At 71.5% G+C, this 12,959-nt stretch carries 13 protein-coding genes and 3 pseudogenes; 8 read left to right on the forward strand and 8 right to left on the reverse strand.

Going from position 1 to position 12,959, the window contains the following annotated elements; genetic code table 11:
* Window positions 1-332: 332 nt before the first annotated feature.
* Window positions 333-487: pseudogene (locus tag OOK07_RS43825) on the forward strand (AsnC family protein); the annotation flags it as partial.
* Here the strand turns inward: OOK07_RS43825 and OOK07_RS36345 are convergent.
* A complete protein-coding gene (locus tag OOK07_RS36345; RefSeq protein ID WP_266686375.1) occupies window positions 484-1,356 on the reverse strand; it encodes a LysR substrate-binding domain-containing protein in 873 nt (290 codons plus the stop codon). The pseudogene OOK07_RS43825 and the gene OOK07_RS36345 overlap by 4 nt on opposite strands.
* 166 nt (window positions 1,357-1,522) lie before the next feature.
* Here OOK07_RS36345 and OOK07_RS36350 point away from each other — a divergent pair, with 166 nt between their 5' ends.
* On the forward strand, window positions 1,523-2,545 hold the full coding sequence (locus OOK07_RS36350) for a bile acid:sodium symporter family protein (protein ID WP_266802167.1): 1,023 nt from the start codon (window positions 1,523-1,525) through the stop codon (window positions 2,543-2,545).
* Here OOK07_RS36350 and OOK07_RS36355 read toward each other — a convergent pair.
* From OOK07_RS36355 to OOK07_RS36375, 5 genes and pseudogenes are all read right to left on the reverse strand, one after another.
* Complete coding sequence (locus tag OOK07_RS36355) at window positions 2,481-3,707, reverse strand: DUF5005 domain-containing protein (protein ID WP_266800748.1); 1,227 nt, start codon at window positions 3,705-3,707, stop codon at window positions 2,481-2,483. The genes OOK07_RS36350 and OOK07_RS36355 overlap by 65 nt on opposite strands.
* 10 nt (window positions 3,708-3,717) lie before the next feature.
* Window positions 3,718-5,622, reverse strand: a complete 1,905-nt coding sequence (locus tag OOK07_RS36360) for a sialidase family protein (RefSeq protein ID WP_266686378.1) — start codon at window positions 5,620-5,622, stop codon at window positions 3,718-3,720.
* Window positions 5,623-6,117: 495 nt separating this feature from the next.
* A complete protein-coding gene (locus OOK07_RS36365; RefSeq protein ID WP_266686379.1) occupies window positions 6,118-6,276 on the reverse strand; it encodes a hypothetical protein in 159 nt (52 codons plus the stop codon).
* A 10-nt stretch (window positions 6,277-6,286) separates the two neighbouring features.
* Entirely contained in the window at window positions 6,287-7,135 is an 849-nt protein-coding gene (fdhD, locus tag OOK07_RS36370) for a formate dehydrogenase accessory sulfurtransferase FdhD (RefSeq protein WP_266686380.1), read from the reverse strand.
* A gap of 5 nt (window positions 7,136-7,140) precedes the next feature.
* A pseudogene (locus OOK07_RS36375) lies at window positions 7,141-7,320 on the reverse strand (2Fe-2S iron-sulfur cluster-binding protein); the annotation flags it as partial.
* A 104-nt stretch (window positions 7,321-7,424) separates the two neighbouring features.
* Here OOK07_RS36375 and OOK07_RS36380 point away from each other — a divergent pair.
* The 4 genes from OOK07_RS36380 to OOK07_RS36395 all read left to right on the forward strand — a co-directional run bounded on the left by OOK07_RS36380 (window position 7,425) and on the right by OOK07_RS36395 (window position 10,794).
* Window positions 7,425-8,765 carry an OFA family MFS transporter gene (locus OOK07_RS36380; RefSeq protein WP_266800750.1) on the forward strand — a complete coding sequence of 447 codons (1,341 nt, stop codon included), beginning with the start codon at window positions 7,425-7,427 and terminating at the stop codon, window positions 8,763-8,765.
* Window positions 8,734-8,868, forward strand: a complete 135-nt coding sequence (locus OOK07_RS36385) for an MFS transporter small subunit (RefSeq protein WP_266525301.1) — start codon at window positions 8,734-8,736, stop codon at window positions 8,866-8,868. The genes OOK07_RS36380 and OOK07_RS36385 overlap by 32 nt, the downstream gene beginning before the upstream one ends.
* A 170-nt stretch (window positions 8,869-9,038) precedes the next feature.
* On the forward strand, window positions 9,039-9,977 hold the full coding sequence (locus OOK07_RS36390; RefSeq protein WP_266686382.1) for a beta-ketoacyl-ACP synthase III: 939 nt from the start codon (window positions 9,039-9,041) through the stop codon (window positions 9,975-9,977).
* Window positions 9,978-10,116: 139 nt separating this feature from the next.
* Window positions 10,117-10,794: a GntR family transcriptional regulator gene (locus tag OOK07_RS36395; RefSeq protein ID WP_266800751.1), complete on the forward strand. Its 678-nt coding sequence runs from the start codon at window positions 10,117-10,119 to the stop codon at window positions 10,792-10,794.
* On the opposite strand, the gene OOK07_RS43525 is transcribed toward OOK07_RS36395, so the two are convergent.
* Both OOK07_RS43525 and OOK07_RS36400 read right to left on the reverse strand, forming a co-directional pair.
* The gene (locus OOK07_RS43525) at window positions 10,703-11,155 is read right to left on the reverse strand and encodes a low temperature requirement protein A (protein ID WP_353963545.1); all 453 of its coding nucleotides are present in this window, start codon (window positions 11,153-11,155) and stop codon (window positions 10,703-10,705) included. The genes OOK07_RS36395 and OOK07_RS43525 overlap by 92 nt on opposite strands.
* Before the next feature lie 11 nt (window positions 11,156-11,166).
* Window positions 11,167-11,340 (reverse strand): hypothetical protein, encoded by a 174-nt coding sequence (locus OOK07_RS36400; protein ID WP_266800752.1) that lies wholly within the window; start codon window positions 11,338-11,340, stop codon window positions 11,167-11,169.
* Window positions 11,341-11,504: 164 nt separating this feature from the next.
* Between OOK07_RS36400 and OOK07_RS36405 the strand changes: the two genes are divergently transcribed.
* Complete coding sequence (locus OOK07_RS36405; protein ID WP_266802169.1) at window positions 11,505-12,686, forward strand: ROK family transcriptional regulator; 1,182 nt, start codon at window positions 11,505-11,507, stop codon at window positions 12,684-12,686.
* A gap of 104 nt (window positions 12,687-12,790) precedes the next feature.
* Window positions 12,791-12,922: pseudogene (locus OOK07_RS36410) on the forward strand (sugar ABC transporter substrate-binding protein); the annotation flags it as partial.
* Between the last annotated feature and the right edge of the window lie 37 nt (window positions 12,923-12,959).

Below are 12,959 nucleotides of genomic sequence, written 5' to 3' on the forward strand. Positions count from 1 at the left end.
TAGCCGGGCGGTGTCCACGTACGCGCCGGTCACGGCCGGGAAAATGCGCTCACATCAGGAAGGGTCGGACAGAAAACTGACGGTTGAGTAAGTTTCGGTCCCGTAATCTCCACCGAATCTGTACGACCTCGCTGCGGCCCCTGCCGCACGTCAGCGGCCGCGTCCGCGGGAGCCGATCCTCTCCTCCGCCGGCGTAGGAACGGCGGATCCGGTCACTCCCATCCGGGGCGCCCGCACCGTCCTGACCAGCGCGGCAACGAGGGCTCCCGCGGCCGTCGCGGTCAGTCCCGCCACCACCGCCGCCGAGTTGAGCCCAGCGGCGAACGCGGCACTCCGGTGTCACCGCGACCGCGGCCGTCAGGAGCACCGCCGATCTCTACGCCTACCTCAGTGGCCCCTGGGGCGCCAGGAGGGTGTCCAGCACGTGGAGGCGACGCCGTTTCTGCGCAGCGTCAAGCAGTGGACGTACCGGCAGCGGCCTCGCTAGCCGGCACGCCGGCGCTGCAGCCGGTCCCCGCCCGCGAGGATCGCTCCCGCGAGTGCGTCCGCGGCGCCCTGTGCCGAGGCGCGGCGGCGGCCGTGGACGAGGACGAAGTCGACGCGGCCGAGCTCGGGGAGGCCGGAGCGTTCGGGGACGCGGACCAGTCCCGGCGGGACCAGTCCCCGGGAGTGGGCCATCACACCGAGGCCGGCACGGGCGGCGGCGATCAGCCCGTTGAGGCTGCCGCTCGTGCACGCGATGCGCCACTGCCGCCCCTGGCGCTCCAACGCCTCCAGGGCGAGGGCACGGGTGATGCCCGGCGGCGGATACACGATCAGCGGTACCGGGCGGTCGGCGTCCAGACGCAGCCGTTCCGCGCCGATCCACACCAGCTCGTCGTGCCAGACCAGCTCGCCCCGCGGCTCCTCGGGGCGCCGCTTGGCCAGCACCAGATCCAGCTTCCCGGCGGCGAGCTGCTCGTGCAGGGTGCCCGACAGCTCGACCGTCAGCTCCAGGTCGACCTCGGGATGGTCGTGCCGGAAGCCTTCCAGGATCTCCGGCAGCCGGGTCAGCACGAAGTCCTCGGAGGCGCCGAAGCGCAGCCGGCCGCGCAGCCGGGTGCCCGTGAAGAACGCCGACGCCTGCTCCTGCACCTCCAGGATCCTGCGCGCGAACCCGAGCATCGCCTCGCCGTCCTCGGTCAGCTCCACGGAATGGGTGTCCCGGGTGAACAGCTGCCGCCCGGTGGCGTCCTCCAGCCGCCGCACATGCTGGCTCACCGTCGACTGGCGCAGGCCGAGCCGCCGGGCGGCCTGCGTGAAGCTCAAAGTCTGGGCGACCGCCAGGAAGGTACGCAGGTGAGAGGGGTCGTACATACGGACAACGGTAACGCTTATCGCGAAACGCGATGACAGTCAGAGCGGTATGACGGATTCCCGATCAGCCGGCGGGGGAGGACGATGAGCAGGGCCCCGCGGGCCTCGGACACGACCGGCGATCAGCAAGTGGAGCACCGTGAAGCGCCTGCAATGGCCGGCTTGGATGCCGGTCGACCCGTACATCCTGCTGCTGCTCGGAACGGTGGGTCTGGCGGCCCTGCTCCCGGCGCGCGGGGCCGCGGCCGACGTGGCCTCCGGCGCCTCCACGGCAGCGATCGCCTTCCTCTTCTTCCTGTACGGCGCACGGCTGTCCACCCGTGAGGCGATGGACGGGCTCAAGCACTGGCGGCTGCACGTCACCGTTCTGGCCTGTACGTTCGTGATCTTCCCGCTGCTGGGCCTGGCCGCCCGAGGTCTCGTCCCGCTTCTGCTGACCCACCCGCTCTACCAGGGCCTGCTCTTCCTCACGCTTGTCCCGTCGACCATCCAGTCCTCGATCGCCTTCACGTCCATGGCGCGCGGAAACGTGCCCGCCGCGATCTGCGCGGGCTCCTTCTCCTCTCTGGTCGGCATCGTCATCACCCCGCTCCTGGCCGCCGCCGTGCTCGGCAGCAGCGCCGGCGGGTTCTCCGCCGGCTCACTCGTCCAGATCGTGCTGCAACTACTGGTGCCGTTCCTGGCCGGCCAGGTGCTGCGCCGCTGGATCGGGGGGTTCGTCGCCCGGCACAAGAAGGTCCTCGGCCTGGTCGACCGCGGCTCGATACTCCTCGTCGTCTACACGGCGTTCAGCGAGGGCATGGTCCAGGGCATCTGGCACCAGGTGAGCCCCGTCAGGCTGGGCGGTCTGCTGGTCGTCGAGGCCGTGCTGCTCGCCGTGATGCTCGCCCTGACCTGGTACGGCGCCAGGGCCCTGCGGTTCAACCGGGAGGACCGGATCGCCATCCAGTTCGCCGGCTCCAAGAAGTCCCTCGCCTCCGGACTGCCCATGGCGAGCGTCCTGTTCGGCGCGCACGCCTCGCTGGCCGTGCTGCCGCTGATGCTCTTCCACCAGATGCAGCTGATGGTGTGCGCGGTGATCGCCAAGCGCCGCTCGCACGATCCCGGTGTGGAAGGCGCGGAGGTCATCGGGTCCGCGCCAGCCGCACCGTCACGAAGCGCGGCCGGTACAGGGTCACGTTCGCGTTGATGCCCGCCGAAGCGCCGTTCGTCTCCAGCCAGTTGACGTCGTAGCTCAGCACCAGACGCCCTTCGCCGCTCAGTTCGGGATGCACCTGCGGGTTGTACGCGGCGACTCCCGCATGCGGCAGTGAGGGGCTGAAGTCCCTTGCCGGGCCGTGCCACGGCCCGGTGGGGGAGCACGACCAGTACGAGGTCACCGTGGTCAGCCCCGCGGTGCCCGCGGCCATCGTGAACAGCACATATGTACCGCCCTCCCGCACCACCGAGAAGGCGCTGCCCACGCCGGTGCGGCGTCCGTCGCCGAGCACCGCGCGCGGGCGCGCACCGGCCGCCCACGCGGAACCGTTCCAGTACCGCCAGGCGGCGGGCTCCCCGAGCCGCCCCCGTGGCACTCGCGCCACATACGCCGACGAGGCCGGCCGGGACGCGGCCTGTCCGTCGTCACCGCCGAACACGTACGTCCAGTCGCCCTTCGCGACCAGCGTGGTGCCGAACAGGACCCGCCGGGAGGGATCGGGGACCAGGCTCTGGTCGAGCACCTGCACGACCGACTCGACCCGCAGACCGGGCAGCGAGAGGGTGGCGACCTCGGTGGCGGTGGGCACCCCGTAGATCCACGGCGGCTGCCCGGCGGCCCGCACCCACAGGACCACCCGGACGACCTGCTCCGAGGAGCCGGGGGAGCGGGGCTCGACCCGGGCCGCCACGGGCCAACGCCACTGGTCCGGGGCGGGGTCGGGGAAGAGCGGGGCGGGAAGCGTGCGCTTCAGCCGGCCCCTGCCGTCCATCACCACGGCCGAGTTGCGCACAAGGGGGGCCGTCGTGTCCCGCCAGGCGGACGACTCGCCGACCGGGTCGGGCGGCCCGTGCACCTGGCCGAGATAGGTGTCGGAGAACAGCCACAGCAGCCGCCCGTCCGGCAGCCGCACGGAGTGGGTGCCGTCCCCGCCCGTCCAGTCGTCGCTGCGGGCGGCGTCGTCGCCGTAGCGGGAGAACTCGCCGCTGAGGCGGTCGTCGGCCGACCACGCGGCGACCGTGTGCGGGGTGCAGCCGCCCTCCCGTTCACCGTCGTCCGGGAGGGCGGTGAGCAGCACGGCCCCGAGAACCAGGGCCAGCAGCAGGCCGAGGCCGGTTCCCGTCCGATGTCGTGCTCGTACGTCGTCGGGCACCCACGGGACGTTAGTGGCTGCCGCTCACATGGTCCATGGGCAGCCACAGGACGGTGTCCCGCCTGGACGTGTCACGGCCGGCGAGTTCCTCGTCGCTCAGCGCCCGGTCCCACACATGGACGTCGTCGATCGCGCCGGTGAAGAAGGCCCGGCTGTCCATGCGCTGCCCGATGTGCACGCCGAACGGCGAGTTGCGGCTGACCGACCCCGGTACGTCCGCGGCGCTCGACGGCACCCCGTCGACGGCGATCGTCAACCGGCCCCCGCCGCGCCGCAACGTCAGGTGGTGCCACTCGCCGTCGTTGTGGGCGCCGCTCGTGCGGACGGACACCGACCGCGGGGCCGCCGCGCCGTCGCGCACGGTGATCAGGCCCTGGATGCGCCCGCTCGCGGGCTCGCCGCGCAGCCAGACCTGGGGCTGAGTGGTGCCGATCCCGCCCATCCACAGCAGCGGCTGCTCACCGCCGGTGGCCGTGTACCGGAACCACAGCGAAGCCGTGAAGTCCTTGGTGCCGAGCGGGAGTTCGTCGCTGTACGGCAGGCGTACGGCGTCGTCGGCACCGTCGAACTCCAGCGCTCCGCCGAACACGCCGTCCGTCCTGCGGGCGCCGCCGAGCACGGCCGCCGGCTCGGCTCGCGGGGCGCGGTCCACGGTGGTCGGATCGGGACCGCGGCGCGGCTGCAGCCAGTCCTCGGTGAATCGGGCGAAACGGATCTCGTCGCGCGCGTCGACGGCACCGCCCTCGTACATCAGCCCCACCGTGTCGTGGTCGACGCGCACCAGGTCGGAGTAGCCCGACCAGTCGACGGTGACGACGGTGCCGCGGTCCACGCTGTCCCAGGTGCGTCCGCCGTCGTAGGAGGAGCGGATCATCATGGTCCGGCGGCGGTCGGGGTCGCCGGGGCAGGACAGCAGGATGCGGTTGCCCAGGCGGAGCGTCGCGCCCTGGACCTGGGGTGCGTAGAGGTCCGGCAGGCCGCGGAAGGGGGCGGCGAAGCTGTCGCCGCCGTCGCGGCTGACCGTCTGGGTGCGGTGCCCGAGGTCGGTGCCGTCCTGTTCGCGTCCGCTGATCAGGATCGAGCCGTCGGTGCGCTCGGTGACCGTGACCTCGGAGGGCTTCTGCCGGAAGGTGCCGTCGTCGGCGATCGGCCACGAGTCCGTGGCGCCGATCCGCCAGTGGCCGCCGTCGTCGTCGCTGACGATCAGCGCCGCGTGGTTGGCGGAGACCCTCCCCCAGCCTCCGGCCGGGGGGACCCCCACCTCGCTTCGCTCGCCGTCCCAGGTCTCGGTGTTGACCCCGAAGACCAGCCGGCCGGCGTGCCTGCCGCGGGTGAGCTGGATGCCGTGCACGGGTCCGGTGGCGTACCAGGAGTTCCAGTTCGCGGGCAGGATCTCGGAGCTCAGGTCACGGGGCCGGGACCAGGTGAGCCCGTCGTCGTCGCTGTACTGCAGGTGCGGGGTGCGGTCGCAGGGCACCGTGCAACTCGCGCCGTCCGTACGGCCCGTGTTGTACGTCTCGGCCAGCAGGATGCGGCCGGTGTCACGGTCCACGACCGGCGCGGGATTGCCGTGGGTGTCGCCGCCTCCGCGGCTGACGACCTGCAGCGGGCTCCAGGTGCGGCCGCCGTCCGTGGAGCGCTTGACGACGATGTCTATGTCAGCGGCATCCCCGCAGTTGAGGACCCGCCCCTCGGCGAACGCCAGCAGCGTGCCCCGGGTGGTCCTCACCACCGCCGGGATGCGGAAGCAGGCGTAACCGGGGTCCTGGGAGGCCTTGAAGAGGACCTGCTGCTCGAAGCCGGGGGCCGGGGTGGGGGGTTGGGCGTGTGCCGGATTCGGCAGCGCGGCCAGCGCCGCCGCGGCGGCGAACGCCGTGACGACGGTTCTCAGACGTGCGCGAAGACTTGACGGCATGGTGCGAACCTGCCCTTCGGTGTCTGGACATCAGGACATCCAACGTCCAACGTGCACGTCACAGAGGCTAGTTGGGGTGTCCGCAGCCTCACAAGAAGCGTGCAGCTACTCGACGCGATCGCGGCGGCGCAGTGCCGGCAGGACCGGAAGTACGGCCGCGGGGGCGGGAGCCGACGCAAGTGCGCCCGCGCCCGCGTTGCGGCAGACCGGGGCGTCCGGGTCGGTGGCGGGAACCTGGAGGCTGTAGCCGTTGGGACATGCGGGGGGCCGGGGTCGTCCTTGGGGCCGGGCTCCACCTCGGGCCCTGGACGCCCTGGGAACCCTGGGTGCCGTCGGTGCCTGAGTGGCCCTCGGGACCGGCGGCTCCGCCGGGCCCCGCGGGACCGGGATCACCGGGCGGCCCGGACGGACCGGGGCGCCCTCCGGCCCGTCCTGACCCTCGGGCCCGGTGGCCCCGACGGGCCGGGCTCGCCGCGCGGTCCGGACGCGCCTGCCTCAGACCAGTGTCCCGCCGCCGTTCACCGTGACGACCGAGCCGGTGCTGTAGCCGCCGCCCATCCGGTAGAGGTACGCCTCGGCGGCGTCGGCCGGCTCGCCGAGCCCCTGCGGCGCAGGGGGCGCTCCCCGCCGGCCGGGGCCCCGCCGCCGAGTCACGGAGAGCCGGTCACCCCTGGGCGGCCGCGGTCCGCAGAGCGATGCGGTCCTCGCCCGCGTACACGTTCATGGAGCTGCCCCGCAGGAAGCCCACCAGGGTCAGCCCGGTCTCGGCGGCCAGGTCCACGGCCAGCGACGAGGGCGCCGAGACCGCCGCCAGGAGCGGGATCCCGGCCATGACCGCCTTCTGCGCCAGCTCGAAGGAGGCCCGGCCCGAGACCAGGAGGATCGTGCGGGACAGCGGCAGGTCGCCGTTCTGCAGAGCGCGGCCCACCAGCTTGTCGACCGCGTTGTGCCGGCCCACGTCCTCCCGTATGTCGAGCAGCTCGCCGTCCTCGGTGAACAGGGCCGCGGCGTGCAGACCCCCGGTCCGGTCGAAGACCCGCTGGGCCGCGCGGAGCCGGTCGGGGAGGCTCGCCAGCAGCTCGGGTTCGACGCGGACCGGGGGAGTGTCGGCGATCGGCCAGCGCGCCGTCGTACGCACCGCGTCCAGGCTCGCCTTGCCGCACAGGCCGCAGGACGAGGTGGTGTAGACGTTCCGCTCCAGCGTGATGTCGGGGATCGCGACTCCCGGCGCGGTCCGCACGTCCACCACGTTGTACGTGTTCGACCCGTCGACCGTGGCGCCCGCGCAGTACACGATGTTCTGCAGATCGCCCTGCTCGGCGAGTACGCCCTCGCTGACCAGGAAACCCGCGGCCAGCGCGAAGTCGTCGCCCGGAGTGCGCATGGTGATGGCGAGGGGCTTGCCGTTCAGCCTGATCTCCAGCGGCTCCTCGGCGACAAGCGTGTCGGGGCGGGTGGAGACGGCCCCGTCCCGGATGCGGATCACCTTGCGTCGTTCCGTGACTCGTCCCATATGTCTCAGTCCCGGTTCTGTACGTGCTGGTAGCCGAAGCGGTCCTTGATGCAGACGTTGCCCTGGGCCACCGGGTTGTCGTGCGGCGAGGTGACCCTCACGGTCTCATTGTCCTGCACGTGGAGCGTGAGGTTGCAGCCCACCGCGCAGTACGCGCATGCCGTCGTCGTCTCCGTCTGCTCGGAAAGCCGGTCGGCCCGACCGTTCGGCGCGTCCCGGATGCCGTTCATCGCATACGGCCGACGCTGCGCCTTCTCAATTCCCTTGGTGCTGCATAGCGTTCGGGATCATGAGTCCCCCTGTCGCGCCGGCCGGCTGGAGCCGCTGGCTCGTTCCCCCCGCCGCACTCTCCGTGCATCTTTCCATCGGCCAGGCCTATGCCTGGAGCGTGTTCAAGCCGCCTCTGGAGTCGGCCCTGGGCCTCAGCGGCACCCAGAGCGCGCTGCCCTTCCAGCTCGCCATCGTCATGCTCGGCCTGTCCGCCGCGTTCGGCGGAACTCTGGTCGAGCGCAACGGGCCGCGCTGGGCGATGACCGTCGCACTGATCTGCTTCTCGTCCGGCTTCCTGATCTCCGCCCTCGGCGCGGCCACCGAGCAGTACTGGCTGATCGTCCTCGGCTACGGGTTCGTCGGCGGCATCGGCCTCGGCATCGGCTACATCTCACCCGTGTCCGCGCTGATCAAGTGGTTCCCTGACCGGCCCGGCATGGCCACCGGCATCGCCATCATGGGCTTCGGTGGCGGCGCGCTCATCGCCTCTCCCTGGTCCGCCCGGATGCTTGAGTCGTTCGGCTCCGACCACTCGGGGATCGCGCTCGCGTTCCTCGTGCACGGGCTCGCCTACGCCGTCTTCATGTCGCTGGGCGTGCTGCTGGTGCGGGTCCCGCGCGCCGAAGAACGCAAGGGCACCGAGAACGCACCGAGCGCCGTCCAGGGCCCGCAGGTCTCCGCCAACAGCGCCGTGCGCACCCCGCAGTTCTGGTGTCTGTGGGTCGTGCTCTGCATGAACGTGACCGCCGGCATCGGCATCCTGGAGAAGGCCGCCCCGATGATCACGGACTTCTTCAAGGACACCTCGACTCCGGTCTCGGTCTCGGCCGCCGCCGGCTTCGTCGCCCTGCTGTCCGCCGCCAACATGGCAGGCCGCATCGGCTGGTCGTCGACCTCCGACCTGATCGGCCGCAAGAACATCTACCGCGTCTACCTGGGCGTCGGCGCGGTGATGTACGCGCTGATCGCACTGTTCGGCGACTCGTCCAAGCCGCTGTTCGTCCTGTGCGCGCTGGTGATCCTCTCCTTCTACGGCGGCGGTTTCGCGACCGTCCCCGCCTACCTCAAGGACCTCTTCGGCACCTACCAGGTCGGCGCGATCCACGGGCGGCTGCTCACCGCGTGGTCCACGGCAGGCGTCCTCGGCCCACTGATCGTCAACTGGATCGCCGACCGGCAGGAGGGCGCGGGCAGGCACGGCTCCGCCCTGTACACGCTGTCCTTCGTCATCATGATCGGGCTGCTCGTCGTCGGCTTCGTCGCCAACGAACTCGTCCGCCCCGTCCACACCCGCCACCACATCCCCGCCCCGAGGAAGGAGACCGCCGATGTCGAACGACAGCAGCCAGAGTCCGCCTGACCGGCGCCCGCTGATCGCCTTCGCCTGGCTGTGGGTGGGGGCACCGCTCGCCTACGGGCTCTACGAACTCGTACAGAAGGCGACCCAGCTGTTCACCGGGTGACGGTCCTCGTACACCGGGTCACCGTTCGGGAGGTGTCCGGGCGTCCGATCGTCTGACAGAAGCCGACAACGCGGGCGCCCGTTTCCTGTCGCCTTAGCTGCCGTCGTACCCGCGAGTCACTGATCAGACTGGTGGATCCCGCAACCCAAGGCAAGTAGGGGGACCACTCAATGAACGGCTCGCGCATCGCCGCCGTCGGCCACTACCAGCCCGCGAAGGTGCTCACCAACGCGGACCTGGCGGGCCTGGTCGACACCAGTGACGAGTGGATCACGTCCCGGGTGGGAATCCGCACACGCCACATCGCCGGGCCCGACGAGCCGGTCGACGAGCTGGCCGCCCACGCCGCCGCCAAGGCCCTCGCGGCGGCGGGCCTCGCGCCCGCCGACATCGACCTCGTCCTGGTCGCCACCTCCACCGCCGTCGACCGCTCGCCCAACATGGCGGCCCGCGTCGCCGCCCGGCTCGGCATCCCCTCGCCCGCCGCGATGGACCTCAACGTCGTTTGTGCGGGGTTCACGCATGCGCTGGCGACGGCCGATCACGCGGTCCGTGCGGGCGGATCCACCCGGGCCCTGGTCGTCGGCGCCGACAAGATGTCCGAGGTGACGGACTGGACCGACCGTACGACCTGTGTGCTCGTCGGCGACGGGGCGGGGGCCGCCGTGGTCGAGGCTTCGGACGAGTCGGGCATCGGGCCCGTGCTGTGGGGCTCGGTGCCCGAGATGGGGCACGCCGTGCGGATCGAGGGCACGCCCCCGCGGTTCGCCCAGGAGGGGCAGAGCGTCTACCGGTGGGCGACCACCCAGCTGCCGCCGATCGCCCGCAAGGCCTGCGAGCGCGCCGGGCTGGAGCCGGCCGACCTCGCCGGGGTCGTGCTGCACCAGGCCAACCTGCGCATCATCGAGCCCCTCGCCGAGAAGATCGGCGCCGTGAACGCCGTCGTGGCGCGGGACGTCACCGAGTCCGGCAACACCTCGGCGGCGAGCATTCCGCTCGCGTTCTCCAAGCTCGTCGAACAGGGTGCGATCACCACCGGTGACCCGGTCCTGCTGTTCGGCTTCGGAGGGAACCTGTCGTACGCCGGACAGGTCGTCCGCTGCCCGTGACCTGCGCGTACACCCCGGTGTGACGCACGAGACCCGCCGAACCACTGGTCACTGTGCGCCGTAGACTGTAGACGAAAGACAGTTCGTCACCGGCTTTCCGGCTGCAGTTGCTGCGCGCTGCCCAGGAGGGGACCGACCGATGCTGTCGCCAGGACTGCCACAGGGCGCGGTACCCAAGCTCGAACGGCCCGGCCCGCTGCGCGACCGCGTCTACGAGGCACTGCTCGAACTCATCACCACCCGCGCCCTCCAGCCCGGCCAGCACCTCGTCGAGAGCGAACTCGCGGGCCACCTGGGCGTCTCGCGTCAGCCGGTGCGGGAGGCGCTGCAGCGGCTGAACACCGAGGGATGGGTCGATCTGCGGCCCGCTCAGGGCGCGTTCGTGCACGAGCCGACGGATCAGGAGGCCGACCAGCTCCTCACGGTCCGTGCGCTCCTGGAGGCCGAGGCCGCCCGGCTCGCCGCCGCCAACGCGGACAGCGCCGGCATCACGGTGCTCGAAGAGCTGTGCGCCGAGGGCGAGAAGGCCGTCGCCGCCGACGACGTGGACGTCGCGGTCGGCATGAACGCCCGCTTCCACGCGAAGATCATGGAACTGGCCGGCAACGCGGTCCTCGCCGGACTCGCCGCGCAGGTGGACCGCCGGGTCCGCTGGTACTACACGCCGGTCGCCCGGCAGCGCGGCCGGCAGTCATGGAGCGAACACCGCGCGCTGATCGCGGCGATCATGGACCGGGACGAGCAGCGGGCCACACAGCTGATGCGCGAGCACACGGAGCACACACGGCGGTCGTATCACGACCGGGCGACGGACTGAGATTCCTTCGCGCTGCTGCATGAACGCGTTCATCGCCAGACGCCGGCGATTCGGCTCCGGCGCGCACGGAACACCGCCTCGGCGCCCTCCTCGTCGCGCAAGAAGTACGTCCACCACAGGGCGCCCGCGAGCGCCGGCGAGAGGAACGCCCGCCGAACAGGCCGGGCATGAGCGGCAGTTGGCCGACGCCGGTGCCGATCGCGATGACGGACTCGCCGAACGCGACGATCAGCAGCAGCCCATGGCGCTCCACGAAGTGCGCCGGGTCCAGACTGCCCGGCTGGAGGCGCATGACGGAGGCCGACCGCAGTCTGCCCTGCCCTGCCCTGCCCGGCCCGTGCTCGGCGATGAAGGGCGTCACGAACGGGAGGATCAGCGCGAGCAGCCAGAGGCCGTCCGCCGTGAGCCCGCCGAGCAGGTCGCCGTGACGGAGAGGGCGGCCGGCGCGTTCGGGACGCCGTACCAGACGGAGTCTTGGCCGTGGCTGCGGGTGTGGAGCGCGGTGTGGACGAGGACGACGGCCAGGACGCCGAGACCGAAGACCACTCCGGGGTTGTCGAAGACACGCCGGATTCCTTTGTCCTGTCAGTGGAGGAAGGCGAAGGTCATCCGTGCACGCATTCTTCTCAGATGCGCGGTTCGCTGCTACGTTCGCCTCGAAAGCCCGGACACAGGTGGCCGATTGAGGCGAGGAGGGGCTCGTGAGACGCATGACGGCACGACCCGCGAACGCTCATCAGGCCAAGCTGCTCAAGCTGTTGCGCGACGAGGGACCCAACTCCCGTGCGCAGCTGGGCGATCAGGTCGACCTGTCCCGGTCCAAGCTGGCCGTGGAGGTGGACCGGCTGCTGGAGACGGGCCTGGTCGTGGCCGACGGCCTCGCCGCTTCGCGCGGCGGCCGCCGCTCCCACAACGTCCGGCTCAATCCGCAACTGCGCTTCCTCGGCGTGGACATCGGGGCGACCTCGGTCGACGTCGCCGTCACCAACGCCGAACTGGAGGTCCTCGGACACCTCAACCAGCCCATGGACGTAGGCGAGGGCCCGACCGCCGTCTTCGAACAAGTCCTGTCCATGGAAGCGAAGTTGAGGGCATCCGCGCTCGCGGAGGGTTACGACGGCGCCGGCATCGGCGTACCGGGACCGGTCCGCTTCCCCGAGGGCGTGCCGGTGGCTCCGCCGATCATGCCGGGCTGGGACGGCTTCCCCGTAGGGGAGGCGCTCAGCCAGGAACTCGGCTGCCCGGTCATGGTCGACAACGACGTGAACCTGATGGCGATGGGGGAGATGCACGCGGGCGTCGCCCGCTCCGTGGGCGACTTCCTCTACGTCAAGATCGGCACCGGTATCGGCTGCGGGATCGTCGTCGGCGGTGAGGTCCACCGCGGGGTGACCGGCAGCGCGGGCGACATCGGGCACATCCAGGCTGTGCCCGACGGACGTCCGTGCGCCTGTGGCAACCGGGGCTGCCTTGAAGCCCACTTCAGCGGGGCCGCCCTCGCCCGGGACGCCGTGGAGGCGGCCCAGCAGGGGCTGTCCGAGGCACTCGCCTCGCGCCTGGCGGCGAGCGGCATCCTGACCGCCGTCGATGTCGCCGCCGCAGCCGCCGCGGGCGACCTCACCGCGCTCGACCTGATCCGCGAGGGCGGCAACCGCACCGGCCAGGTCATCGCCGGACTGGTCTCCTTCTTCAACCCGGGCCTGGTGGTGATCGGCGGCGGTGTGACCGGCCTCGGCCACACCCTGCTCGCCGCGATCCGCACCCAGGTCTACCGTAAGTCGCTGCCCCTCGCGACGGGCGACCTGCCCATCGTGCTGGGCGAGTTGGGGCCGACCTCCGGCGTCATCGGCGCGGCCCGGCTCATCAGCGACCACCTGTTCTCACCCGCGTAGGCACCACCTCAGCACGGATCACATCAGTACGGCGCACTGCCTCACCCTGCCCTGAAACCGGCCCGCACGCCCGCCAGGGGGAACCTCATGGCACCAGAACCACGGCCTCCGCGACCGACCTCGCCCGGGCGCTCGGCCAGAGCAAGGGGATCAGCGGTCTCGCCGAGTTCGAGATCCCCGGATCGCTGACCCTCTACTCGGCCGTCGTCGACAAGGACAACGTCGACCAGTACATGCGACGGGCTAGCGCTGACAGATCCCGCCCCGCGCCCC

Source organism: Streptomyces sp. NBC_00078, from assembly GCF_026343335.1.
GTDB lineage: Bacteria > Actinomycetota > Actinomycetes > Streptomycetales > Streptomycetaceae > Streptomyces.